Source organism: Arcicella sp. BE140 (assembly GCF_031456255.1).
Lineage (GTDB): Bacteria > Bacteroidota > Bacteroidia > Cytophagales > Spirosomataceae > Arcicella > Arcicella aquatica.
On record NZ_JAVDUE010000012.1, the window covers coordinates 68,584 to 93,549 of the forward strand.

The 24,966-nt window shown below is 34.6% G+C and carries 22 protein-coding genes; 13 read left to right on the forward strand and 9 right to left on the reverse strand.

What is annotated here, in order from left to right; all coding sequences use genetic code 11:
- Position 1 precedes the first annotated feature (1 nt).
- The 4 genes from J2Y60_RS16745 to J2Y60_RS16760 all read right to left on the reverse strand — a co-directional run bounded on the left by J2Y60_RS16745 (position 2) and on the right by J2Y60_RS16760 (position 3,029).
- Entirely contained in the window at positions 2-1,411 is a 1,410-nt protein-coding gene (locus J2Y60_RS16745) for a TolC family protein (protein WP_309920965.1), read from the reverse strand.
- 95 nt (positions 1,412-1,506) lie between these two features.
- Positions 1,507-1,953, reverse strand: coding sequence for a PaaI family thioesterase (locus J2Y60_RS16750; protein WP_309920962.1), 447 nt, complete (start codon positions 1,951-1,953; stop codon positions 1,507-1,509).
- Complete coding sequence (locus J2Y60_RS16755) at positions 1,946-2,560, reverse strand: TetR/AcrR family transcriptional regulator (RefSeq protein WP_309920960.1); 615 nt, start codon at positions 2,558-2,560, stop codon at positions 1,946-1,948. Before J2Y60_RS16755 ends, J2Y60_RS16750 begins: the two co-directional genes overlap by 8 nt.
- A 46-nt stretch (positions 2,561-2,606) precedes the next feature.
- Positions 2,607-3,029: a DUF2147 domain-containing protein gene (locus J2Y60_RS16760; RefSeq protein ID WP_309920959.1), complete on the reverse strand. Its 423-nt coding sequence runs from the start codon at positions 3,027-3,029 to the stop codon at positions 2,607-2,609.
- 320 nt (positions 3,030-3,349) lie between these two features.
- Between J2Y60_RS16760 and J2Y60_RS16765 the strand changes: the two genes are divergently transcribed.
- Together J2Y60_RS16765 and J2Y60_RS16770 are read left to right on the forward strand one after the other, a co-directional pair.
- Positions 3,350-4,111 (forward strand): phosphosulfolactate synthase, encoded by a 762-nt coding sequence (locus J2Y60_RS16765; RefSeq protein WP_309920956.1) that lies wholly within the window; start codon positions 3,350-3,352, stop codon positions 4,109-4,111.
- A gap of 117 nt (positions 4,112-4,228) precedes the next feature.
- Entirely contained in the window at positions 4,229-4,870 is a 642-nt protein-coding gene (locus J2Y60_RS16770) for a VTT domain-containing protein (protein WP_309920954.1), read from the forward strand.
- Between the two features lie 73 nt (positions 4,871-4,943).
- On the opposite strand, the gene J2Y60_RS16775 is transcribed toward J2Y60_RS16770, so the two are convergent.
- Together J2Y60_RS16775 and J2Y60_RS16780 are read right to left on the reverse strand one after the other, a co-directional pair.
- On the reverse strand, positions 4,944-5,759 hold the full coding sequence (locus J2Y60_RS16775) for a phytanoyl-CoA dioxygenase family protein (RefSeq protein ID WP_309920951.1): 816 nt from the start codon (positions 5,757-5,759) through the stop codon (positions 4,944-4,946).
- Between the two features lie 419 nt (positions 5,760-6,178).
- Positions 6,179-6,937 (reverse strand): phosphatase PAP2-related protein, encoded by a 759-nt coding sequence (locus tag J2Y60_RS16780; RefSeq protein WP_309920948.1) that lies wholly within the window; start codon positions 6,935-6,937, stop codon positions 6,179-6,181.
- 136 nt (positions 6,938-7,073) lie between these two features.
- Here J2Y60_RS16780 and msrA point away from each other — a divergent pair, with 136 nt between their 5' ends.
- The gene (gene msrA / locus J2Y60_RS16785) at positions 7,074-7,739 is read left to right on the forward strand and encodes a peptide-methionine (S)-S-oxide reductase MsrA (protein ID WP_309920945.1); all 666 of its coding nucleotides are present in this window, start codon (positions 7,074-7,076) and stop codon (positions 7,737-7,739) included.
- A gap of 234 nt (positions 7,740-7,973) precedes the next feature.
- Positions 7,974-10,049: a cytochrome c biogenesis protein CcdA gene (locus J2Y60_RS16790; protein ID WP_309920942.1), complete on the forward strand. Its 2,076-nt coding sequence runs from the start codon at positions 7,974-7,976 to the stop codon at positions 10,047-10,049.
- 217 nt (positions 10,050-10,266) lie between these two features.
- Here J2Y60_RS16790 and J2Y60_RS16795 read toward each other — a convergent pair whose 3' ends face one another.
- Positions 10,267-10,752, reverse strand: a complete 486-nt coding sequence (locus J2Y60_RS16795; RefSeq protein WP_309920939.1) for an ElyC/SanA/YdcF family protein — start codon at positions 10,750-10,752, stop codon at positions 10,267-10,269.
- Positions 10,753-10,898: 146 nt separating this feature from the next.
- Between J2Y60_RS16795 and J2Y60_RS16800 the strand changes: the two genes are divergently transcribed.
- From J2Y60_RS16800 to J2Y60_RS16820, 5 genes are all read left to right on the forward strand, one after another.
- Positions 10,899-11,420 carry a phosphoheptose isomerase gene (locus tag J2Y60_RS16800; protein ID WP_309920937.1) on the forward strand — a complete coding sequence of 174 codons (522 nt, stop codon included), beginning with the start codon at positions 10,899-10,901 and terminating at the stop codon, positions 11,418-11,420.
- Positions 11,421-11,864: 444 nt separating this feature from the next.
- On the forward strand, positions 11,865-12,467 hold the full coding sequence (locus J2Y60_RS16805) for a TetR/AcrR family transcriptional regulator (protein WP_309920934.1): 603 nt from the start codon (positions 11,865-11,867) through the stop codon (positions 12,465-12,467).
- Positions 12,468-12,474: 7 nt separating this feature from the next.
- Entirely contained in the window at positions 12,475-13,824 is a 1,350-nt protein-coding gene (locus J2Y60_RS16810; RefSeq protein WP_309920930.1) for a TolC family protein, read from the forward strand.
- 59 nt (positions 13,825-13,883) lie between these two features.
- On the forward strand, positions 13,884-15,044 hold the full coding sequence (locus J2Y60_RS16815; RefSeq protein ID WP_309920927.1) for an efflux RND transporter periplasmic adaptor subunit: 1,161 nt from the start codon (positions 13,884-13,886) through the stop codon (positions 15,042-15,044).
- A 115-nt stretch (positions 15,045-15,159) separates the two neighbouring features.
- Positions 15,160-18,513, forward strand: a complete 3,354-nt coding sequence (locus J2Y60_RS16820; protein WP_309921120.1) for an efflux RND transporter permease subunit — start codon at positions 15,160-15,162, stop codon at positions 18,511-18,513.
- Between the two features lie 60 nt (positions 18,514-18,573).
- Here J2Y60_RS16820 and J2Y60_RS16825 read toward each other — a convergent pair whose 3' ends face one another.
- A complete protein-coding gene (locus tag J2Y60_RS16825; RefSeq protein WP_309920924.1) occupies positions 18,574-18,810 on the reverse strand; it encodes a hypothetical protein in 237 nt (78 codons plus the stop codon).
- Positions 18,811-19,007: 197 nt separating this feature from the next.
- Positions 19,008-20,264: a T9SS type A sorting domain-containing protein gene (locus J2Y60_RS16830; protein ID WP_309920921.1), complete on the reverse strand. Its 1,257-nt coding sequence runs from the start codon at positions 20,262-20,264 to the stop codon at positions 19,008-19,010.
- 354 nt (positions 20,265-20,618) lie between these two features.
- On the opposite strand from J2Y60_RS16830, the gene J2Y60_RS16835 reads away from it, so the two are divergent.
- The 4 genes from J2Y60_RS16835 to J2Y60_RS16850 all read left to right on the forward strand — a co-directional run bounded on the left by J2Y60_RS16835 (position 20,619) and on the right by J2Y60_RS16850 (position 24,820).
- Complete coding sequence (locus J2Y60_RS16835) at positions 20,619-21,572, forward strand: N(4)-(beta-N-acetylglucosaminyl)-L-asparaginase (protein WP_309920918.1); 954 nt, start codon at positions 20,619-20,621, stop codon at positions 21,570-21,572.
- 295 nt (positions 21,573-21,867) lie between these two features.
- Complete coding sequence (locus J2Y60_RS16840; RefSeq protein ID WP_309920915.1) at positions 21,868-22,413, forward strand: hypothetical protein; 546 nt, start codon at positions 21,868-21,870, stop codon at positions 22,411-22,413.
- A 160-nt stretch (positions 22,414-22,573) separates the two neighbouring features.
- Positions 22,574-23,716 carry a helix-turn-helix transcriptional regulator gene (locus J2Y60_RS16845; RefSeq protein WP_309920912.1) on the forward strand — a complete coding sequence of 381 codons (1,143 nt, stop codon included), beginning with the start codon at positions 22,574-22,576 and terminating at the stop codon, positions 23,714-23,716.
- A gap of 57 nt (positions 23,717-23,773) precedes the next feature.
- Positions 23,774-24,820 (forward strand): serine hydrolase, encoded by a 1,047-nt coding sequence (locus J2Y60_RS16850; protein WP_309920909.1) that lies wholly within the window; start codon positions 23,774-23,776, stop codon positions 24,818-24,820.
- The last annotated feature ends 146 nt before the right edge of the window (positions 24,821-24,966 follow it).

Sequence of the window (24,966 nt, forward strand, 5' to 3'; positions counted from 1 at the left end):
GTTATTTGATTTCGTAACTAGCTTTGGCTCTTTCTAGGTCAGTCCATTTTAGCCAAACATCATAAAGAGAAATAGACTGTTGTAATTGTGCTGTGGTGATTTGTGTTTGTGCATCAAGCAATTCTATAAAGCTTAGGTTGCCTTCTTTGTATCTGCGAAGCATATCACGGTAATACCTTTCGGCAGTTGATATTTGCGAAGCCTTAGATTCAAATACTTTTTTAGATGAACTCAATGAATTTTGTGCCATTTCGGTCTGGAGTGCCAATTGGTTTTTTACCTGTTGTGCTTGGGTATCTAAAGCTGCCAAATCCATTTCCGACTGTTTTACTTTTAACTGATTTCTCCCAAATGAATAGACAGGTAAGTCGAACGAAACACCAACCAACACAAAGGCATTTGGACTAAAGAAGTTTTTATCCGCACTAGCTATTTGTGCAAAACGTCCTTGCGAACCTACATCTAATGAAGCCCCAACTTTTAGTTTTTTATAAGATTGGCTAAGCCCTACAAGCTGTTTGTTGATATTGATTCCTGCCTGAATCTTATCTAGTTCCTCTCGGTGTCCATCTTCAAGGTTCAAGTCTAGTAAAGAGGTATTAAGGTTTTCGATTACAATGTTGGAACTAAAATCTTTGTTCAATAAAAAATTAAAATACGCAGCCGCATTCAGTTGATTGCCTTTGGCATTGCTAATTTCAGCATCTATTTTAGCGATTTCGTTACGGGTACGTACCAGAACGGTTGGATTAGCCGACCCATTTTTAATCAAGCTTTCATTTACCCGTTCGCTTTCTTGAAGAATTTTTAGCGCATTTTCATACACCTTAACAGCTTCGGTAGCTTTTAAATAATTAAAATAGGCAGCTTTGATGTCGCGGACTAATTCACGTTTATATACCTGAATTTCGGTTTGTTGTACCGTTATTTGCTCTTTTTTGATGGCTTGATTATACCTAATCTCAGCATTCAAAATGGGCATAGTGGTTTTGAAACGCAAATCGTAAAAATCTTTAGGGACGAGTTGCTCAGAAGTATTAGAGATTTGTGGAAACTTATTTGAATTGGTCAGTGCATTTAAGGTTGTGTAAACAGGGTTTACCAAATCACCTACTGGAATTTCGATTTTACGCCCACCTTGTGCAGCCGAAACAGTAGTGTTGAAACTAACATTAGGTTTAAAGAGTGCCTTCGCTTCCTCAAGGGCATATACAGCTTTTTGTAAAGAGAATTGTTGCTGTTTAATAATCTGGCTATTTTTTAAACCTTCTTGTACATATTGGTTTAAAATATCAGATTGAGCCTTCGCATCTATCAAGAAGCTAATACTTACAAGCAATAGTAAAACCACTTTATTATTGGCAAGCTTGATTGCTATAAAAGGGTTTGCGTAAATTTTTAGGGTTTTCATAAACGTTATTTAAAATATAAACAGTGTTTAGTTGTTAAGCAAAATAAAAAGCACTTAATCTGAAATGATGGAATAGTGCTTTTTAGATGAATAAATTATAAGGACTTTATTTCGTTGCTGGTAGATACCAGATTGGTCGTACATTTTGCAATAATCGTCCCTTGTTCGTTCCTGATTTCGCCTTCGGCATGGGCTATTTTTTTGCCTACTCTGATTATCTTGGATTTTGCGGTAACCTTTTCTCCAATTTTAGCAGAAAATAAGTAATCAATTGAAAGATTGACTGTACTATAGAAAGCCGTATGCCCCATACTAAAGATTGTCATCCCGATAATGTCATCCATCATCGTAGCTGCTACGCCACCGTGAAGAATATGCGCAGGGTTACACATATCTTTGCGAATGGTGTATTCTACCGTAATAGAGCCATGTTCAAGGCTAACCAAAATGCCATCTAGCCATTTTGAAACAGGCGAAGGACTATTTTCGGCTAAGGGTTTGCCGACGAGGTTAGTGAAAAAATCAAGCGATGGATTAGTCATGTTGAATAAGTTCTATCATCTGTTCCACTGAAGCAGACATTAATTGTTGAATGTGTTCTTGTGGGAACATTTTAAATCTATTCCTTATTTTAAGTGAAACTAAACCGTGCATAAACGACCAAATCGACATAGTTGCTAATTCTAATCCAGAAATCTTGATTAACTTATTATCAATACATTCTTGTACAATAGTGCAGATAAGTTCAAAACATCTATGACCACAGGCCCATTCTTCATTGTCAAAAATGGCTTCCATAGGTGCATTCTGGATAAACATCAAATCATACATGGCTGGGTTTTCCAAAGCAAACTTCATATAAGCATATCCTTGCTGACGAAGTTTTTCAAGGGGATTCTTTATACCCTCAATCGCATCAGACATTTCCAGTATTAATTTTTCAAAACCTAATTCATGAACAGCAAAGAAAATCTCACTTTTGTCTTTAAAATAAAGATATATTGTTGCTGGACTATACTCCACACGGTCGGCAATGGCACGGATAGAAGCCTTCTCGTAGCCGTCTTCTATAAAGGCCTGTTGTGCAGCTTCTAAAATCAATGACCGAACTTCTTGCCTTTCTCTTTCTTTTCTCTCGATAATACCCATATTTTGAATGTTCGATTTTAAAATGTGGATACAATTTCCACAAAAATCATTTAACTCTTGTCCATACTGTTGACCTTCCTAATAAAGAAATACCAACATAACCCCTGATTTCTAATTCGTCATTACTCTTTAGCTTCATCGTGCAAGAGTAACTCTTACCATTGTTAGGGTCATAAACGTTTCCGCCTTCCCATGATTTTCCTTTGAAACTAAAGTCTTTTAAAATAGTAGAACCGATAATATCTCTGTTTCTTAGCGAAGGGTCTGGATTCTTCTCATCTTTTTTTCCAGCAGACTTTCCCCAAATTACTTTTCCAAAATATTTTTCTCCTTGTTTAAAAATTAACACCTTCCCGTCTTTTTCTTCAGAAAGCCATTCTCCTAAAATAGCATCTTTATTAACAGACTGTGCCTTGCCAAGATTGATTATTAACAGAAACATAATAATCGTGTTAATTGAATTTTTCATATTTTTAGAAGTTTAAAATCATTTGGCACAAAAATAATGAACAGTGTTCATAAAAAGAACACCTTTTTGTTAAATTTTTATAAATCTAAGAAAAATTATTTTTCAAAAAAAGTTAAGTGATTGTTTTATAGAGTGTTATGTGTGTCTTGTATTGAATTAACACAATATATGAACATTCTAATTTGCTGGATAGCAAGGATATATTTAATTTTGCAGTTCACGTTCTTGTATTGATTAAATAATGTGCTTTTTTTTAAGTAAAAATTTGGAAATCAATACCCGAAAAACGACAGGTGACAACTGATAACCGATAACAAAATATGAATTATCCACTTACTCAAATTCCTGAGAGAACTATTAAACCACGCCAAAAAGGATACACAATGGTGATGGACAAAGGTCTAAGTATCAGACAGATAGAGGATTTTTTGGAAACGAGTGCTGCTTATACTGACATTGTAAAGTTAGGATGGGCTACATCGTTTGTAACACCAAACTTGAAAGAAAAATTAGCCGTTTACAAATCAGCAGGGATTCCTGTATATTTTGGAGGGACTTTATTTGAAGCTTTTATTATTCGTAAACAATTTGATGAGTACCGTCGTATTTTAGATCAATTTGGAATGGAGTATGCTGAAGTTTCTGATGGTTCTTTAGAAATGGAACAAGATGATAAATGCGAATATATCAGAACTTTAGCCCAGCAAGTAACTGTACTTTCTGAAGTAGGTTCTAAAGACGAAGCTAAAATCATTCCTCCATACAAGTGGATTAAATTGATGAAAGCTGAGCTAGAGGCAGGTGCTTGGAAAGTAATTGGCGAAGCGCGCGAGGGCGGAAACGTTGGTTTGTTCCGTGCATCAGGTGAAGTTCGTCAGGGATTGGTAGAAGAAATTCTTACAGAGATTCCAGAAGAGAAAATCATTTGGGAAGCTCCGCAAAAATCTCAACAAGTTTGGTTCGTGAAGTTGGTAGGGGCTAATGTAAACGTTGGCAATATTGCTCCGCACGAAGTGATTTCTTTAGAGACCATTCGTCTGGGATTAAGAGGTGATACATTTACTCATTTTTTGGATAAGTAACCACTCAACATCAACAAACAGAAAGAATCAGTTATTAGTGAAGGCGAATGCAAGAAGTGCCTTTTCTCATAACTGATTTTTAATGTATAATACTTACTAAACAAACCCAACGAACAAATGGAAATTATCAACTTTATTTTAGAGTTTCTTAAAAATCCAACTCCTATACTTTCTGATTTTATCAGCGAATATGGAGCTCTTACTTATGCATTACTTTTCTTGATTATTTTCGTAGAAACAGGTTTTGTTGTTATGCCATTATTGCCGGGAGATTCCTTGCTATTTGCAGTTGGTTTTCTAGCATCGTCTACGGGAAAAATTGAAATTAGTTTTGTTATTCCATTATTAATTGGGGCAGCCCTTTTAGGAGATAACTTAAACTATTTCGTTGGAAAGTACTTTAGCGAATACGTAAAATCTAAAGATAAGATTCTATTTTTAAAGCGTGAACACATTACCAAAACAGAAGAGTTTTATGCCAAACATGGTGGACAAACTGTTATCATGGCTCGTTTTGTACCAATAGTCCGTACAGTAGCACCATTTGTAGCAGGTGCTGGCAGTATGAAATACAGTACTTATATAACATTTTGTATACTAGGTGCTGTTTTGTGGGTAACGGCTATTACTTTATTGGGTTATTTTTTAGGAACTAATGAATGGGTAAAACATAATTTAGAAAAAGTAGTATTAGGTATCGTAGCCTTTTCTGTTTTTCCAATGGTTTTTGCTTTTGTAAAAGCTAAGTTTGCTAAATAGATTGTGGAGTTATATCAACAAAAAAGCCTGCAAAAAATATTTTTGCAGGCTTTTTTGTTGATATTTTAAATGCTTATTTCTGAACAACTTTTGCAAAACGGTGATAAAATGGTGTTTTGCTGTTTTCGTTTTTAGGCATGTATTTACCTGTGATGATAGGTACATACATTACTCTACGACGAGACTTTTCACCCACATATGGTGAAACCTCTACTCTATGCCACAAACGACCATCGTGTACAGTTAAATCTCCTGCTTCAATCTCAAAACCAACTTCCTTTGTATCAGGGGTATGGTCGATAAATTGTTTTTTACCAAACAAAAGTTTCAAAACACTTTGGTTTTGTGTACCCGGTAATACTCTTAATCCTCCGTTAGAAGTAGGACAAGTATCTAAGTGCACTCCTACGTTTAACATAGGAAGAATTTTCTGACCTAAGAATAAATCACGAGGGCTGTCTGTATGCCACCCCATTTGTGTGAATTTACTATTTGGAGCATTCACATAATGATTAAAGACAAGACCATCCTTTTCGTTGTCGCTAATACGACCATCATAAGGAGCCAATAACTCAACCAATACTTGTAAGCGAGGATCTTTCAAGAATTCACCTAGGAAAGTACTGTACTTATTGGTAAAGCACATTCTTTGAATCATTTTATTACCGTGTTCGTCTTTACCAAACTTCAACGGAATGCCATTGATTTTCTCAATGCCATCAGCCAACCATTGCTTTTCAATTTTATCTAATTCGCTGATACACTTTTGTATGGTTTCAGCATTAATGAAATTTTTAAATTGAATTACACCATACTTGCGGAAATAATCTTTCTGCTCTTGTGTTAGTTTCTCCCCTAATTGGAAGGTTTTGTACTCAAACTTTACCATATTTTTACCCTGAATTAAAGTGGTTTGCAAGAACTATATTTGATAGAAAGTTCCTGATACAAGACTAATTTGTGAAACCAAATCAGTTTTGTAAAAAATTGTACAAAATAAAGTTTAACGATTTTACAATCGTTTCATAAACGTAGTTGGGCAGAACTACATTTACTTAGTTTCGGAATAGGGGAAGCTAGTCTCCTTTTTCCGTAAAACAATGCAAATTAATTGAATGTAATCAAATTGTAAATTTTTCATTAGAAAATTTACAATTTACCTCTGTTAATTAACAAATATTGGTTGTAAACTAAAAAATGCTCAATCAAATTCTATTGTCTACTAATTTTTTGACTTGCAAAATTAAGGGATTAATTAATATATTTTCTATCATCTCCTTAAAATACAACGGTTTACAATTTTTGGACTTAAATTATTTTATTGCTAAGCCAGAAAAGGGTTTCTAATATAAAGAAAAATACTAATATTACCCCACAAGTAACGGGCCATTTTTGTTTATTGATATAACGTGCAATCACATAAGAAAGTGCAGTAAAGAAAAATGCACCAATAACATCAGCGGTATAATGTACATGTTGAACTAGCAATAATATTGCCAATGTGATACATGCAATAGCCGCTAACGTTTTTTCCCAACGTTTTTCAAGAAACAACCAAATCATTACCATCGTTGCTGTATGACCAGAAAAAAATAAATCTTTTGTGATAGGTTCTGTATCTCCATAGATTAATAACTCGGCAAAAGTATCATGCAAAGGGACTAAACCAATAGGAGGATTTAAGGGAAAAAAATAAATACATGACATCCTCAATACTGTTTCAATCACAAACGTTAAGCAGAAAAGTAAAAATAATTTTGGCTTAACAATTACCCTACAAAGTAGGAATACGAGCATCCCGTAGATAATAGCAAAAATTGGCGTTGAAACATCAAACGCTGGTATATGGTTTAATACGACATCAGAAAGGTAAGCACCATCACGTTTTTGAATATTAATAAAATAAGAAGGAAATTTTGGGGCAGCCAAAAAAGCAATACCAACTGCTGTTAGTAATTTAATAATGAAGCCATCTGTCTGGATAGCATCTTTCCAGCGTTGTTGAACAACTTTAAAGTAACTTTTTGATGTTTTTTGTGGTTCTGATTTTGTAAGTATGTCGTTCATCAGACAATCTAATTTTTTAATTGCTACTATCTTTGGATATTATTTTTACGTATGTAATCTTACAGGGATATAATCGTTGTAAGAAATACTTTCATAAAAAATACAAACTTACATCAAGTTTTAAACGTTATCAACAATGAGAACAAAAATTAATATCATACTTCTTGGAATATTTACATTGTTAGTAAATATTTCATGTGCTAAAAGTTCTGATAATCAGAAAAATAAGAATAAAATGAACAATGAAAAAGTCAATCTTGAGGGAACAGAAGTAGTTACGTTTGGTGCGGGATGCTTTTGGTGTGTGGAAGCTATTTTTCAACAAGTAGAAGGTGTTGTAAAAGTAGAATCAGGTTATTCTGGAGGAAAGGTGAAAAACCCCTCTTACAAAGAAGTTTGTACGGGTCTTACGGGTCATGCTGAAGTAGTACAAGTAACTTTTGACCCTAAGAAAATATCGTTTGATAAAATTTTAGAAATTTTCTGGAAAACCCATGACCCTACTACCTTAAACCGTCAGGGTGCTGATGAAGGACCACAATATCGTTCTGCCGTTTTTTATCATAACGAAGCCCAGAAAAAAACTGCGGAGGCTTGGAAAGCTAAACTAAATGCTGAACATGTTTTCCCGAATCCGATTGTTACAGAAATTACTCCATTTTCTGTGTTTTATCCTGCTGAAGATTATCACCAAGATTATTATGAATTGAATGGTCATAATCCTTATTGCCAAGTAGTGATAAAGCCGAAACTAGAAAAATTTACGAAGATATTCAAAGAGAATTTGAAGAAAATGAACTAGTTCAATAAAGACAATTATTTAAAAGGTTAAATTTGAGAAAATTTAACCTTTTTTGTTTTTGTACATAAAAATAAATGAAGTCGGTAATCAGACATTTATTTAGCCTGATTTGATTTAAATTTGTATATAAAAGCAATAAAATGTTATATTAAGTTGTATTTACTAATAATATCAGAACCTACAACCACAATTTACTGTTTAGAAAATTAAGCATATTATACAATCCATCAACAGATGAAAAAGTTATTTTTTAGTTTATTAATATTACTTACTTATTCAGTAGCCACTACTGCACAAAAAGTTAACCCTGCAAAATGGTCTTGGACTTTATCAAAAGCAACTCCAGCAGTAGGCGAAACTGTTGACATCATTTTTTCGGTAGATATTCTAGATGACTGGTATTTATATTCTTCTGATTTTAGTGAAGATTTAGGCCCAACAGTTACTACGATTAAATTAAAAGCAAATGATAGCTATGAAGCAGTAGGAGGTTTAAAGGCCATTAATCCTTCCAAGAAATTTGATAAAGAAATCTGGAATGGCGAATATACTTATTTTAAACATAAGGCTACTTTTCGTCAAAGTATAAAGATATTAAAGCCTAAATTCTTAATTGAAGGCTCTTATGATAGCCAATCTTGTTCAGACGCTAGCGGATTGTGTGTTCCTGTAAAAGGCAATTTTTCTTTGACAGGCGCAGAAAAAAAAAACGATAGTTCCATCGAAGAAAAAGCTATAAAAACAGCTACAGAAAGTACAACTTTAACGCCTGTTGTGAAAGACTCGGCGGAGGTTAAGACTGATTCCGTAATCCAAGCAGATACATTAGTAGCTGAAAAAAGCAATAGCTCAGTAGCATCTGAAACAGCAACATTACCAGCAGAACAGGAATCGTTATTTGCTTTCTTTTGGGTAGCTTTTGGCGCAGGACTTTTGGCTTTATTAACGCCATGTGTGTATCCACTTATTCCGATGACGGTAAGTTTTTTCACTAAACAAAAAGGGGGAAGAAAATTAGCATTCTTATACGGCTTTTCGATTGTAGCGATTTATGTATTATTTGGTACATTGATTGCCGCATTGGCGGGGCCGGGTTTTGCTAACTGGTTGAGTACTCACTGGGCTCCTAATTTGTTATTCTTTGTCATCTTTGTATTTTTTGGTATTTCATTCTTAGGTTGGTTCGAAATCGTTTTGCCTTCAAATTTTGTTAATAAAATTGATGCTCAGTCTGATAGAGGTGGCCTGATAGGAGTGTTCTTTATGGCATTCACATTAGTATTGGTTTCATTCTCTTGTACTGGTCCTGTTGCGGGTTCTATTTTAATTGCTTCTGCCCAAGGTGAAATCATCAAACCTATTATTGGAATGTTGGGCTTTTCTTTAGCCTTTGCTATTCCATTTACATTGTTTGCTATTTTCCCACAATGGCTAAAAAACTTGCCAAAGTCGGGTGGTTGGATGAATTCTGTAAAAGTAATTTTAGGCTTTTTAGAATTAGCATTAGCCCTTAAATTCTTAAGTACTGCCGACCAGGTATATCACTGGGGTATTTTAGATAGAGAGGTATATCTGGCTTTATGGATAGTAATCTTCTCATTAATTGGTTTCTATTTATTGGGTAAAATACAGTTACCGCATGATTCGCAAACGGATAAAGTAAGCGTGCCAAAAATGTTGTTGGCAATTTTAGTTTTTGCTTTTGTAGTTTATATGGTTCCTGGAATGTTTGGAGCACCGCTTAAAGCATTAGCAGGTTGGTTGCCTCCGCTTACTACACAAGATTTTGTATCGTCGGGTACTTCCGTGAAAACTGAAGGGGATGCTAATTTCCCTAAACCAAAATATGGTGAGTTCCTGACTTTACCGCATGGCTTACAAGGCTTTTTTGATTATGAAGAAGCAGTAGCCTATGCCAAAAAAGTAAACAAACCCATCTTTATAGATTTTACAGGGCACGGTTGTGTAAACTGTAGGAAAATGGAAGAAAATGTTTGGTCAAACCCAGCGGTGTTGAAAAGACTGAAAGAGGACTATGTAGTGGTAGCTTTGTATGTAGATGATAAAACTGAATTACCTAAAGAAAAATGGTACATCTCTAAAGACGATGGTCAAGAAAAAACGTCAATGGGTGACCAAAACCTAGATTTCCAGATTGTAAGATTCAACGGCAATGCACAGCCCTATTATTGCTTGGTAAATCCGAACGAAGACAAAGGTACTTTGGCTCCACCAAAAGCATTTGATTCAAAAATTGAAAACTTTGTGAAATTTTTGGATGAAGGTAAAGCAAAATATGCTTTGAAATAAAGAAGCTGTTTAAACTTTCCCTTTCGGGTTAAACTAAGTCTTTTAGAATAGCTTGTTCCAAAATTTACTCAACGTAGCGATGCTATGCTTCGCAAATTTTGAAAAAATCAATTCAAAAATACAATACTTTCACCTCAGAAACGGAAAGTTTAAACTGCTTCAATATTTATTAATATATCAATATCAAGAGGTTTACGAAAGTAAGCCTCTTAGTGTTTTATGGTAAAAGTCTTAGTCGATTGAGTGCCTGTTGTTCAAGCCTTACAAGCCTTTCCATTTCTTCTTCGTATAAATTTGATTTTACTTCAAGGAAAAAAAAGAACTGATAATCAGAATATTTTTGAAAAGTAAAACGGATTCTTTCTACTTGATAATCGGAAGTAATCACAGCTACCATATCAGGTTCATAGCGATTAATGATTCTATGACATAGCTGAATGTCTTCAATAGCAGTTTCGCCTAAAGAGAATTCAACAAACCTGTCGTGGGCAATTCCCTCTTCTAATAAAAAATTCTGTAGATGTTGGGCATGTGGGTACTCAGAAGTGTTGAAATGACTACCAAAGCCACCCGTACATAAAACATAAAATTCAGGATTATTTTTCAAGAATTTTGATGCACCCAATACTCTGTCAATGGCAATAGGTGAAAGGTTCCCATCATAAGTATTGGCATCAGCCATGATAATCAATAATCCGTTCATAAGGAAAATACCATTTAATAATTTTATAGTTTTATTTGATGGGAAGACATGGCAAAGATAGAACTATAATTGCTAAATAGTTTTTGCCTATCAAAGGGAAATTATGCAAAACTCTTAACTTTGTAATTCAAAAACTGTCAAACCTTATGAATCTTACCCTTTCTCAAGATGCTGATAAGGCATCTATCTTTGAACAAATTGCAGCTGCTTTGGCGGAAGATAACTTTACTGTAGTTAAACAAGACCAAACTCGTCCTTGGGGAGGTTTTTTTGTTATCGACGAAACTCAAGCACCAGCTTTTGCAGCTAAATATTTTCCACATTTGGAAATGTCTGAAATTCAGATTACCAATAAATTATCACCAAAGATTTTAGTTGTAGCTCCTGAAAAACGTTTGTCATGGCAATATCATTTCCGTCGTGCTGAAATCTGGAAAGTAATTGCAGGTACTACAGTAGGTGTAAAGATTAGTGATACAGACGAAGAGTCTGACGAAGTGAAAGTATTAGAATCAGGAAGTTTTATTCAGATGGATACAGGCGAACGCCACCGTTTAATTGGTTTAGATGGTTGGGGAATAGTAGCCGAAATCTGGCAACATACTGACCCTGAAAATCCATCCGACGAGGAAGATATTGTGAGATTACAAGATGATTTTGGAAGATAATTCCAACCATTATTAGCTTTATTGTGTCATTAATTTACCATAATAAAAAAAAGGTCGTCAAGAATCATCTATTTTCTGACGACCTTTTTTGTAGTCATAACACCTGAAAAAAACAGAATTTTATGAAAAAATGGTATGTTTTTTGATATAAATATTTGATAAGAAAGCATTTTACATCGCCAAAAAAATAAACACGATAAGCAAGGATATAAAAAAAATGCAAATACAACAAGTTTACTAAAACTAGCTTGCTTTACAATTATTTAACATAACCTGCACATATTAAATATTTAATACCTGCCAATAGCTTCAACCGCTTATCACCGTGTTTTACCTTTTCTAAAAAAAATCATAAAAAACTTTGAGCCAGTTGAAAGTTTCCATAGCTTTGCATAAGAAACTTTTAATGTTTCTAAAGTTTCCTTACCAAATTATTACATCACATTGGAAATCAAAGAAAGAATCATCATTAAGGCGAAAGAATTGTTTTTTCGTTACGGAGTAAAATCTGTGACTATGGATGATATTGCCAACGAATTAGGAATCTCTAAAAAAACGATTTATCTGCATTTTGAAGACAAAGACGATATTGTGTTTCAGTTATTTCAAAGAGAAATGAAGGAAGATAAATGTGAATGGGAAGAACTACACAATTCGTCAAAGAATGTTATAGATAGAATGGTAAAGTCAATGGAGGTCATTAAGCAAGCCTTTGCCGAGGTAAATCCATCAACATTATTTGATATTAAAAAGTACCATCCTAGGTCATGGAATATCTTTCAAGAACATAAGGAAAAATTCATCCTAGAAAGTATCAAAAAAGATTTAATTGAAGGCATAGAGCAAGGCTTGTTCAGAGCAGAAATTAAAATAGATATTCTTGCTAGAATGCGTCTTGAACAAATTGAAATGGGTTTTGATCCTAGCAGTTTTTCAATTAGCAAATTTACCATAGTAGAAGTGCAATTAGAACTCCTAGACCATTTTATCCGAGGTGTTTTAACCGAGAAAGGAACCAAAATTTATAATGAATACCAACAAAAGTAAACTTCAAATGAGAAAACTTCTAAGAGGTAATTTGCTCTTATTTAGCATTTTAATTACTTCACAATTCGTAAAAGCACAGCAAAGCTACTCTCTCCGCGAAGCGGTAGATTATGCTGTCAAGAATCATACCTCTATCAAAAATGCTCAAATTGATATTTTAACTGCTGAAGCAAGAGTAAGTGAATTGAAAGGTATTGGTTTGCCACAAGTGAGTGGAAATATTGGGTATACTAACAACCTGATTATTCAGAAAGTATTTATCCCTGCTAAAACATTCGACCCAAGTGCTAAAGAAGGGGATGTAATAGCGGCTGAATTTGGTGTTGCCAATAGCGGTCAGGCTGGTGTTAACCTGAACCAGATTTTGTTTGATGGTTCGTACTTACTGGGGCTTAAGGCAGCAGATGTATACAAAGAGCTATCTAAAAAAACACTGGTACAAACGAAGCAACAAGCCGCTGAGAATGTGACAAAAGCATATTACAGTATCTTGGTAAACGAAGAGAGAATCAAATTACTTGATTTAAACATTGGTCGTTTAGATTCTTTATTGCGTGATACCAAGGCATTGAACGTACAAGGTTTTACAGAAAAAATAGATGTGCAACGCCTTGAAGTTCAGATGAATAACTTGAAAATAGAAGCAAAGAATGTACAACGTTTGCAGGATTTAAGTTACCATCTGTTGAAATTTCAAATGGGAAAGAAGATTACTGAAAACATTACTTTAACGGATAAATTGGCCGATGTGAAAATTTCAGAGGTATTGCCAGAAACACCGCAGGATATTAAATATGGCAATCGTATTGAATATTCTATCCTTGAGACACAAAATCGTTTGGCTGAATTGGACGTAAAAAACCAGAAGGTGGGTTATTTACCAAGAGTAATGCTGACAGGTGGTTACAATTATTCGGCTGGTCGCCCTAAGTTTTCAGACTTAGTTACCAAGCCGTGGTTCAATGCCGCAACACTTGGCTTATCGATACAGATACCAATTTTTGATGGCTTCCAGAAGAAATACAAAATTGTTCAATCACAAAACAGTTTACAAAAAGTAAAAAACAGTTTTGAATTATTAGAAAACTCAATCGACCTTCAAGTTACACAAAGCCATATTACGTTAAAGAATGCTTATGAAACATTAGAAGAACAGAAAGCTAATATGGAATTGGCCAAAGAAGTAGTGAGAGTTACTAAAATAAAATATCAACAAGGGGTTGGGTCAAACTTAGAAGTGGTAAATGCTGAAATCGCTTACAAAGAAGCACAAACCAACTATTTTACAACATTCTATAATGCTTTAGTTGCAAAAGTAGATTTAGACAAAGCATTGGGAAGACTTTATACTGAATAGATTCAAATAAGAACATTAAATAATTTAGATTATAAAAAGACATTTACCATCATATCAACATGAAATATTTATTAAACAAACCAAATACCTCTAAGCTCACAGGGCTTCAATTATTATTGGTGGGGAGTATACTAACAAGTTCATTGTTCATGGCATCTTGTAGTAAACCAGATAAAAAAGCTGAATTGGCTAAGTTGAAAACAGAGCAAAAAGAGCTTGAAACCCAAATTAAGGCATTAGAAAAAGAGTTAGGAGCTGGCGAAGATAAAGCAGAAGCAAAAGTAATTACAGTTGTTGTAATGCCGATTCAGGCTGAAAATTTCAAACATTTTGTTGAAGCACAAGGCGTAGTTACTTCTAAAAACATTGTTCAAGTAACACCACAAATGGCAGGTGCTATCACAGGCATTTTTATCATTGATGGTCAAGCTGTGAAAAAAGGACAGTTGGTAGCTACTATCGACAACAATGTGTTGAAAGAAAGTTTAGCTGAAATCAAAAACCAGTTAGATTTAGCTGTTACGCTATATAATAAGCAAAAAACACTTTGGGATCAACAGATTGGTACAGAAGTACAGTATCTTCAAGCGAAAGCGAACAAAGAATCTTTGGAGAGACGTATCGTAACAATGGAAACTCAGTTGGCAATGACTAAAGTATACGCACCAATTTCTGGAACAGTTGAAATCGTTCGCCAGAAAACAGGTGAAATGGGTTCTCCAGGTGTACCGATTGCTCAGATTGTAAACGTTGGCGACTTGAAAATCACGGCTAAAATTGCTGATACTTATGTGGGTTCTGTAAAACAAGGGGCTACCATGACAGTGAAATTTCCAGATATTAACAAGGAGTTGAATACAAAAATTTCAGTAGTGAATGCTGTAGTTGACCCAGTTTCAAGAACATTTGGTATTGAAGGAAACATTCCGAATTTGGGTGGGGCTTTAAAGCCAAATCAAGTAGCTATTGTTAATATCAACGATTTGACAAAATCTAATTCGTTAGTGGTTAATCAAAATATTATCCAGAAAACTGAATTAGGTGATATTGTTTACGTAGCCGTTACCGAAAATGGTAAGAAAGTAGCTCGTAGCAAAGTCGTTAAAACAGGTATTTCTTATAATGGTAATGTTGAAATTTTAGAAGGCCTTACTACGGGTGACTTAGTAATTACTCAAGGGTATCAAGAATTAGTAGATGGAACACCAGTGGCATTTTAATCAATAGCCATCTTCGCATTTACGCATTACTATCACTCAACATTTTATCATGAAAGAGCAAGAAGAAAACGAAGCCCTGACCAACGAGAAACATGGTTCGGGGGCCATATATAACATGATTGGTTGGTTAGCAACCAATCAGAAAACGGTGTATCTTTTCACCGTAGTGCTATTCATTGTCGGTATGGTTATTTATAACATTTTACCGAAAGAACAATTCCCTGATATTAAAGTACCGCAAATTTATGTACAAACTATTTATGCAGGAACAACGCCAGGGGATATTGAAAATACCATTACCAAGCCAATCGAAAAGCAAATCAAAACGATTGCCGGGGTAAAGAAAGTAAAGTCGAACTCACTACAAGATTTCTCGATTATTCTAGTTGAATTCAATCCTGATGTGAAAGTAGATGACGCTTTAAGAAAAGTAAAAGACAAAGTTGATATTGTAGAATTACCAAAAGATTTAACCAAGAAACCTGTTGTGCAGGATGTTAACTTTTCGGAATTCCCAATTATGAACATCAACTTAGCTGGGAACTTCCCGTTGGCTAAATTGAAAGATTTCGCAGAAGATTTACAAGATGAGATTGAAGGTTTACCTGAAATTACCCGTGTAGATATTGTAGGGGCATTAACACGCGAAATTCAAATCAACCTTGATTTATACAAAGCACAAGTAGCTGGACTTACTTTTAGTGATGTCCAAATGGCCATTCAAGGTGAAAACGTAAACATTTCTGGAGGTGAACTAAGCGTTGAAGGTGTTCGTAGAACGCTAAGAGTAAAAGGCGAGTTTAAATCGATGGATCAAATCCAGAATATTCGTCTTCGTTCGTCTTTAGGGGCAATGGTTCGTTTAGGAGATGTTGCCGAAGTAATTGATAGCAGTGAAGAACAGCAAGATTTTGCTCGTTTGAATAACAAGAAAGTAGTTACCCTGAACGTCATCAAACGTGGTGGTGCTAACTTGATTGCTGCCTCAGAGAAAATTGAGGAAATTATCGCAAAAGCTAAGGAGAATCGTTTACCACAAGGTTTAGAGATTAAAATCACTGCCGATTCATCTGAAAGAACAAAAGGAGATATTAACGACTTGGTAAATACCGTAATCCTTGGGTTTATCTTCGTAGTATTAGTATTGATGTTCTTTATGGGCGTTCGTGATGCTATTTTCGTTGGTCTATCTGTTCCTTTGTCGGCCTTGTTAGCATTCATTCCTTTGTATTTCATGGGCTTTACCCTGAATACAATCGTACTTTTTGCTTTCTTGCTCGGGCTAGGGATTGTTGTGGATGATGCCATCGTGGTTATTGAGAACTCACACCGTATTTTCAATCGCTATCGTCATATATCAATTGTTGATGCCGTAAAATTGGCAGCTTCGGAAGTATTTATCCCTGTATTATCAGGAACTACTACTACGATTATGCCTTTCGTGCCTTTACTTTTCTGGCCTGGTATCGTAGGTGAATTCATGAAGTTCTTACCAATTACTTTAATCTGTACGTTGATTGCTTCGTTGATTGTGGCTTATGTAATGAACCCAGTTTTTGCCGTTTCATTCATGAAACGTCATGATGAAAACGAGCATGTAGATACAAGTGTACAGTCTTTGAAAAAACCTGCTATTATATTAGCTGTCTGTGCGTTGCTAGGTTATATTGTGAACTTTGGCTTAGGAAACTTCTTTGTGTTGATTCTTGCATTGTATGTGTTCAACCATTTTATCCTTACGCCTAAAATCATCATTCCTTTCCAAGAAAAATCGTTACCTGCTTTCAAGAATAATTATCAAAAATTAATCTCTTGGGTAATTACAGGCTATCGTCCAGTATTTGCAGTAATAGGAATGGTTGTATTGTTGGTAGTTACTTTTGTTTTGATGGGAATAGTTCAACCAAAAGTAATATTCTTCCCAAGTGGCGACCCTGACTATATCTATATCTACAACAATATGCCTGTAGGTACTGATGCCCGTGTAACGGATTCGGTCACTAAGGTGATTGAAAAGAAGGTATTTGAGGTATTAAAAAGAGAAAAAGCTGAAGGAATGGTTAACTCTGTGATTTCAAACGTTGGTAAAAATGCTGGTGACCCAACCAACCCAGATAGAGCACCAACGCCACAGAAATCTAAAGTAACTGTAGCCTTTGTGAGTAAAGTTAATCGTGGAGGTATTTCTTCGGAAGTGATTTTAGATAAGGTTCGTAAAGAGATTAAGGCATTGCCATTACCGGGTTCAATTATTTCAGTGGATAGAGAAAACAATGGACCTCCAACAGGTGCGCCTATTGCGATTGAAATAGCAGGGGATGACTTTAAAGAGTTGGCGAAACTTGAAAAAAGAGTGCTAAGTGCTATTGACAAGTCGGGCATTAAAGGTATTGAAGAACTAAAATCAGATTTGATTACTAACAAGCCTGAAATTATCATTGATGTGGATAAAGAGAAAGCTCAACGTGAGGGTATTTCATCTGCACAAGTAGCGATGGCTGTTCGTACTGCTTTGTTCGGAACTGAAATATCTAAATTCAGAGATGATAAGGATGAATACCCAATTCAATTAAGAGTTAAATCGGAAGATAGAAATCAAATTGAAAAATTATTGAGTTTGAATATTACTTATAGAGATATGGTAATGGGTGGCGTATTACGCCAAGTACCTTTAAATTCTATTGCTACGATTTCTTACTCTACTTCTTTCAGTCAGATTAATCGTAAGAATCAAGAGCGTCTAGTAACATTGAGCTCGAATGTAGTACAAGGCTATAATGCTAATGAAATAGTTGCAGAGATTCAAGAGTTAATTGATGATATGGATGTACCAAGTGGCTATACACTTCGTATGGGAGGTGAACAAGAAGACCAAAAAGAAACGGGTACGTTCTTGGCAGGAGCCCTTGTTTCAGCAGTATTATTGATTTTCTTGGTATTGGTAATGCAGTTTAATTCTATCTCAAAACCAATTATCATTTTTGTTACCATCTTGCTTTCGTTTATTGGGGTATTGTTGGGCTTTATGGCATTTGGTCAAACGTTCTCTATTATTATGTCAGGGGTAGGTATTATCGCCTTGGCTGGTATTGTGGTAAAAAATGGTATTCTATTGATAGAATTTACCGATGAGTTAGTACACAGGGGTTATCCATTGAAGAAGGCCATCGTTGAAGCAGGAAGTACACGTTTGACGCCTGTAATCTTGACAGCCGCTGCCGCAGTATTAGGTTTAGTACCTTTGGCAATTGGTTTGAGTATCGACTTTGTGGCAATGTTTACAGAACTAAATCCACATATTCATACAGGGTCTGATAGTGCTGCTTTCTGGAATATCTTAGCATGGACGATTATCTACGGACTTACGTTCTCTACGATTCTTACCCTTGTTATCGTTCCTTGTATGTATTATATCAACGAACGAATCAGACAGAAATACTTTGGGAAACCAGTAGTACAAGAAGTTTAGAAAAAGAAGAAGCCACAGCAATTAAGTTGTGGCTTCTTCTTTTTTGTAATGATGAGGTTTCTATTTTTGAAAAGAATCAACAAACGTCTTTTTCAGTAATTTCCCTTTTTTTACTCGTTGCATTTCTTTGAAGCTTTTCTCAATGTTGTCAAGAGGTTCAATTTCTGTATGTTGAGCAAAAACACCATCAAGCTTTTTTAAGTCTTGGTATTTGTCTGTAATTATTTCCCAAACATTTATCGGTATAACTACTGCAGTGGGTTTTCCATAGGTATCGGATAAGTATTGTAATGCCATCGTCGTAATGTTTTAAAGTGATTATATTGGCGGTCGTGTAATCAAATATAACATATTTTACCGTTTTTGATGACAATGATTTTCTATTTTTAAAAGTTTTTAGACAGAATAAGTAAATTTACTTATGATTTTTAGCCTCCCTAAACCTCTATACGATGACAACGTTATTTTTTACGCTTAAACTTAGTAATACAGCCTTACTTAAAAACAATAACTTTATGTTCTTTCACACTACCAGCATTTTTCACTTTTAGTACATACATACCCAAGTTCAATCCTTCAGAAGGAATAACTTTCAAGATAGTATCTGTGATAGTATTCTTTTCAAAGGCAATATTTCTGCCGTTAATATCAAAAAGACTCAGTTCAGATTCCTCTGTATTTTCTACTTTAACATAGAATTCAGGAGTAATGATTGGATTAGGAAATACACCAAACGGGACATTGGCATCAGAAATAACTACCGATTGAGGAATGAAAACCTGTTCTTTTTTATCTGTCTCGATTAGTTTTAAACGATAATAATTTGTTCCGAATGATGGCGTTTCATCAACAAATTGATACGTTGTTTTATTTGAAGATTCTCCCGCAGCTTTTATTTTACTGATTTGAATATAGTTAATACTATCTCTACTTCTTTCCAATACAAAATAATCACTATTGATTTCTGTAGCAGTTTCCCAACTCAATGCTACTTTATGGGTCTCTACCGACTGTGCTTTAAAAGAGGTAAGGGCAGTGGATAATTTTATGAAGTCATTTTTAATGATAAAATTATCAAAGTCGAATGTCGGAGAACCCGTAATGCTTTTTGTCAGAATTTTGAATTTTGTCAAATTTCCATCGAGGTTATCTAGGGGCTGGTCGTTGCTGATTAGTATAGCACCAGCATACAAATCATACTTTTTGGCATTAACGATACCACTTCTTACACCATCATTGTAGCTCATCGTGCCATTGCTATTGTTGATAAAAAGCGTGACAGGGATAAATGAATTAGCTAATTGGGGCACTCCTTGAATAATAAGATTTGAAGGAGTATTTACACCAAATTTAATGCTCATTACTGGCGAGGTTGGAGAAGCTGTACTATTATCAAAATTGGCTCCGTCGCCAAAATAAAATTCCACCGCATTGAGGTTTTCTGCCCCAATACTGCTAGCCCTAACCGAAAACTGAACATATAAAGTAGAAGGGGTAGGTGAAAAAGCAGTGCTTCTGGTTGCCCTACAAATAGAATTATTCCCTATAAATTTTAAATACTTCTCTCCGCTAGCATTAATTAATACATTAGTAAGGTAATTAAATTGACCCACTGTCGGGCTATTTTCACTTTCAAAAGGTGTCTGCGAGCTTGTAGTAGCGGTTTCGAAGTTCTGATTAAAGTAAATAACTTGGGTTTGAGCCACTGTGAAGAAAAATCCCCAAAAAAGTACAATAAGCGTTAATTTCATTAGGCGAGTGCGGGTTGATATTGTAGAATTTATTATACGAAAATAAATAAATATTTTTCCGTACAAAATATTTCATAGATTTTAAATCTTATAACAAGCTATTTATGATATTTTTTTGATTGAATGTACAATAAATCAAAGAATTGAGCGATTTAGCAGCAATTTTAGCAATGCCTGCACACTTTTTTGATAAAACCCTATGAGCATAAGATTTATTACAGATTAATGTGATAGTTTTTATATGTTTAGATTTTTTAATAAATTGAGTAGCTATCAACAGCAACCTTACTTATCCTTTTTATTTTAAAATCTAAGCAATTGTGAAATTGCTATTAATCAACAATTTAATTCTTCATGCAACGCAGAACCTTTATTAAACAAACAACAGCATTAACGGCACTTGCTTCTGTAAGTGCGAAAGCGTCTGATAATTCAAACCTTGCTACGTTTCCGTTGGTAATATCAACTTGGAAAAATGAAAAGGCTAATTATGCCGCTTGGGAGTCGCTACAAAAAACAGGCAAAGCCTTGGATGCCGTTGAGGCAGGAGCAAGGGTACCTGAAGCGGACCCTAACGATACATCTGTAGGTTATGGGGGATTCCCCGACAGAGATGGTTTCGTTACCTTAGATGCCTGTATTATGGATGAAAAAGGAAATGCTGGCTCTGTAAATTTTTTGCAAAATATCATGCATCCTATTTCTGTAGCAAGAGCCGTGATGGAAAAAACGCCACACGTAATGCTGTCGGGTGAAGGTGCTTTACAATTTGCACTTTCTCAAGGATTTAAAAAAGAAAACCTCTTGACCGAAAATGCTAAAAAAGCTTGGATAGAGTGGAAGAAAACTTCAAAATATGAGCCTAAAATTAATATCGAGCGTCATGATACAATCGGATTGTTGGCTTTAGGAAACAAAGGTGAAATTTCTGGTGCTTGTACGACGAGTGGTTTAGCTTTTAAAATGCATGGTAGAGTAGGAGATTCGCCCATCATTGGTGCGGCTGTTTTCTGTGATGATGAAGTAGGTGGAGCATGTGCTACAGGACTAGGTGAATTTGTTTTAAAAACGTTAGGTTCATTTTTGATTGTAGAATTGATGAGAAACGGAAGAACACCTCAGCAAGCATGTGAAGAAGCCATCATGAGAATTGTAAAAAGATACAATTATAAAGAATTTCAGATTGGATATTTAGCAGTAAATAAGAAAGGAGAATATGGTGCTTATGCTATCCAACCAGGCTTTAATTATACAGTTACGATAGAAGGTGTGACCAAAGTGTATGATGCTGGGTCTTATATGAAATGAGAAATTAACAAAAAAATAATTTATATGAACCAACCTTTTTTGGGTTTTTTCAGTCCTTATAAATAGTACCTAATAAAGCCTTAAGTTCAATAGTTTATAAGCAATTAAGTACTCAATACGTCATTAAACAAAATATTTACCGTTTAATAAATTAAAAATGACTTAATGAGAAGTCTTTTGTAATTTTCGGAAAATTATTTGTAATTTTGTCGGGCAAATATAAGAAAAGTACAAAAACTTTAAGTAATCTCAAGAAATTAATAGCTAAGTGAAAATAATTGATTTCAACAAACCTATGAAACGAATTTTAAAAAATAATCCAATAGTAGTAGTAGCAATTCTATTGCTTTCCATAGCAACATTAATTACTTATAGTAGAAATATAGAAGTCATTAGTAACTCAAATAAAGGGTTTTTCTCAGGTAGAATCACTTTCGAAGAAAGTTATAAACATACAATTTATTCAGATAAGGTAGAAGTAAAAAAAGGTATTGAAAGAGGTCTCAAAACTTTAGCAATTGCAATAATAGACGAAAAAACATCTGAATCAGTATTTGTAAAGTTATACGATGTTCAAGAAAAAGGAACATTTTTTATCCCTGGCGAAGGTAAAGTACAAAACATAGGAAATTTGATAAAAAACGTAAACCATTTTAGAGAATTAAACAACTTTTACCAAACTACCTTAGTGAACGAAGAAGGATTGAAGAACGGAGTGGGAAGAGTAAATATTACAAAATTGACTGATACTGAAATAGAAGGAGAATTGATTATCATCGGAAATAATTCTGAAGGAAAACAAGCTCAGCTAGAATCAGCAAGATTTAAAGCAAAAATTTAATACAAAATAAGTATTAAGGTACTTATCAAAGAAATTATATTTAGTGGTTAGGTGATACTAAAACGTCTGTGCAATTGCAACAGACGTTTTTTGTTTTGTTACCAATCAAAGAAAAGTATTTATGGTTTGCTATATTTAACTTTACTAAAAATTAAATATTATGAACCAACAATTTTCTGTATTTGAGGTAATTCTATTTGTTGGAATAATACAAGGCTTTGTAATATTTATTTTACTGTTTTTGCAGAAGCCATTATACCTCAACAAAAGACTATTGGCTTATATTCTTGTTGTTTTTAATATTTTATGCATCAAAATCCTTCTTCATACTACCCATCTTTGGGATAACCCTTCTATACGCTATTTGCCCATTTCATTAGAATTATTGATTGCTCCTATTATCTATTTTTATGCCATTTCATTAACCAATTCGTCTTTTAAAATTAGTAAAAAACACCTTTGGCATTTTTTACCTTATGCTATTTTTGCCATGTATTCAATAATAGTATATCTAACAGTATTGCCAATAAACACAATCGGAGAAAAAGATAAATTGGCGGAGGCATTATATTTCAATGAAATAAAGACTTTAGAAGATATCTTATCTGTCATTTCAGCAATTGTTTATTGGTTGTTAAGTTACCGTCAAATTGTTCATTATGATAAAAACACATATCTGCAAACCGCAAATTCTGATATCTCAACGTTGCAATGGCTCAGGAATATCATGGCGCTTTCGGGTATTTTGATAGTTTTATTAGGTTTTAGTCTTTGGCAAAATCAACTGGTATCATGGAAATTTTTTCATGTTTTTCTGGCAGGGTTAATTTATTATATGGGCTTTAGAGGCTATAACATTAATCCTCTCAACATTCCTAAAGAAGTCAAGTTAGTATCAGACAAACAACAAGAGACTAATGTATCCCTACTAAACCCTGAACGACAACTAGCTCAAATTGCAATTTTACAGGCTTTAGAGCAAGATAAAATTTACCTAACCGTTGAATTAACCATTGATTCACTGGCAAAAAGTATAAATCTGTCACCCAGTCTGATTTCTTCAGTGATTAATAATGAATTGAATACCAATTTCCGAAGCCTTATCAACCGCTATCGCATTGATGAAATAAAGCAAAGACTTTTAACGGACGAAGTTGAAAAATTATCAATTGCGGGCTTGGCTTATGAATGTGGCTTTAATTCAGAAGCTAGTTTTTATCGTGTCTTCAAAGCAATTGAAGGGGTATCTCCTAAAGAATTTCTAGAGAAACATAAAAATAATGACTCTCAAAAAATGTTTTGAGAGTTTTTTCTGATGTAGAAAGCCTTGGTTTGCAGGACAAATCAACATCTTTCGCTCATGAGAAAAATTATTTATCTAGGTATTTTAGCATCGCTACTTTTTTGTTCTTGCTCTTTACGGTTTTTGAATGGTAAAAATAAAACCTTCCAACCGCTCCCTTTTACGAAACAAATTCGGAAACCTGAGAAAATCGAAGAGGCTTACGATTTCCTGAAAAATAAAACTGAATATGATGCTTTCGTTGCCATTAAAGACGACAGCATACTGGCACAATGGGGCGAAGTAGATTTACCCATTATGACTCACTCTGCCCGAAAAAGTATTATCAGCGTTTTGTATGGAATAGCCATAGACAAAGGTATCGTTCGGCTAAACCAAACACTTGACGAGCTAGGAATTGATGATAGCAAGGCTCCTTTGACTGCCCTCGAAAAAACCTGTACGATTAGAGATTTGCTGATGTCAAGGTCGGGTATTTATATTGAAGCCTCTGGTGAGACCAAAGAGATGAAGGCATCGCGTCCGCAAAGAGGGATACACAAGCCTGGTGAGTTTTATTATTATAACAATTGGGGGTTTAATGTATTAGGAACTATTTTAGAAAAGCAAGCTAAGATGAGTATCGGTCAAATGATGGAAGAATGGCTTGCAAAGCCAATAGGCATGGAAAAATTCAAGGCAAATCATGTTACTTATAAACAGCCTTCGTTTTCTGAACATCGACAATATATCATTTATCTGACGGCCTCCGACTTAGCCCGAATAGGACTTTTGATATTACACGAGGGAAAATGGCGAGGCAAACAAATAGTTTCGTCGGAATGGATTAAAGAAAGTACCACAGCTTATTCAGCAGTGAAAGATAATGAGCCAATGGATCATTATGGTTATTTATGGCTGATTGACCAAGATGATAAAACCATTTGGGCATCGGGTTGGGGAGGACAATTTATGATTATTGACTCCAGAAATCATTTAGTAGTCGTTTCCAGAAATGATACGGGTCGTTCTTTACTACAACAAGGCCTATTTATGTGGAAAGGTAAACAAGGGCTTAGGAAGCATCATCAATTACTTTACCATTTGATGATAGATGTTCAGTAACGTTGGAGAAGTACCTTGTAAATCTATTCAAACGTTTGTCAACATTCTGTAGAAATAGCGAAACAAGGGAATCAATTCCTTACTACAATTCAGTGTTTTATTTTGTTCGGATATTTTGTATTTACCCAAGTTAATAAAAAGATATT

Coding starts and splice junctions, on each gene's coding strand:
- J2Y60_RS16745 (WP_309920965.1), bottom strand. CDS start 1,411: ATGAAAACCCTAAAAATTTACGCAAACCCTTTTATAGCAATCAAGCTT.
- J2Y60_RS16750 (WP_309920962.1), bottom strand. CDS start 1,953: ATGACTAATCCATCGCTTGATTTTTTCACTAACCTCGTCGGCAAACCC.
- J2Y60_RS16755 (WP_309920960.1), bottom strand. CDS start 2,560: ATGGGTATTATCGAGAGAAAAGAAAGAGAAAGGCAAGAAGTTCGGTCA.
- J2Y60_RS16760 (WP_309920959.1), bottom strand. CDS start 3,029: ATGAAAAATTCAATTAACACGATTATTATGTTTCTGTTAATAATCAAT.
- J2Y60_RS16765 (WP_309920956.1), top strand. CDS start 3,350: ATGAATTATCCACTTACTCAAATTCCTGAGAGAACTATTAAACCACGC.
- J2Y60_RS16770 (WP_309920954.1), top strand. CDS start 4,229: ATGGAAATTATCAACTTTATTTTAGAGTTTCTTAAAAATCCAACTCCT.
- J2Y60_RS16775 (WP_309920951.1), bottom strand. CDS start 5,759: ATGGTAAAGTTTGAGTACAAAACCTTCCAATTAGGGGAGAAACTAACA.
- J2Y60_RS16780 (WP_309920948.1), bottom strand. CDS start 6,937: ATGAACGACATACTTACAAAATCAGAACCACAAAAAACATCAAAAAGT.
- msrA (WP_309920945.1), top strand. CDS start 7,074: ATGAGAACAAAAATTAATATCATACTTCTTGGAATATTTACATTGTTA.
- J2Y60_RS16790 (WP_309920942.1), top strand. CDS start 7,974: ATGAAAAAGTTATTTTTTAGTTTATTAATATTACTTACTTATTCAGTA.
- J2Y60_RS16795 (WP_309920939.1), bottom strand. CDS start 10,752: ATGAACGGATTATTGATTATCATGGCTGATGCCAATACTTATGATGGG.
- J2Y60_RS16800 (WP_309920937.1), top strand. CDS start 10,899: ATGAATCTTACCCTTTCTCAAGATGCTGATAAGGCATCTATCTTTGAA.
- J2Y60_RS16810 (WP_309920930.1), top strand. CDS start 12,475: ATGAGAAAACTTCTAAGAGGTAATTTGCTCTTATTTAGCATTTTAATT.
- J2Y60_RS16815 (WP_309920927.1), top strand. CDS start 13,884: ATGAAATATTTATTAAACAAACCAAATACCTCTAAGCTCACAGGGCTT.
- J2Y60_RS16820 (WP_309921120.1), top strand. CDS start 15,160: ATGATTGGTTGGTTAGCAACCAATCAGAAAACGGTGTATCTTTTCACC.
- J2Y60_RS16825 (WP_309920924.1), bottom strand. CDS start 18,810: ATGGCATTACAATACTTATCCGATACCTATGGAAAACCCACTGCAGTA.
- J2Y60_RS16830 (WP_309920921.1), bottom strand. CDS start 20,264: ATGAAATTAACGCTTATTGTACTTTTTTGGGGATTTTTCTTCACAGTG.
- J2Y60_RS16835 (WP_309920918.1), top strand. CDS start 20,619: ATGCAACGCAGAACCTTTATTAAACAAACAACAGCATTAACGGCACTT.
- J2Y60_RS16840 (WP_309920915.1), top strand. CDS start 21,868: ATGAAACGAATTTTAAAAAATAATCCAATAGTAGTAGTAGCAATTCTA.
- J2Y60_RS16845 (WP_309920912.1), top strand. CDS start 22,574: ATGAACCAACAATTTTCTGTATTTGAGGTAATTCTATTTGTTGGAATA.
- J2Y60_RS16850 (WP_309920909.1), top strand. CDS start 23,774: ATGAGAAAAATTATTTATCTAGGTATTTTAGCATCGCTACTTTTTTGT.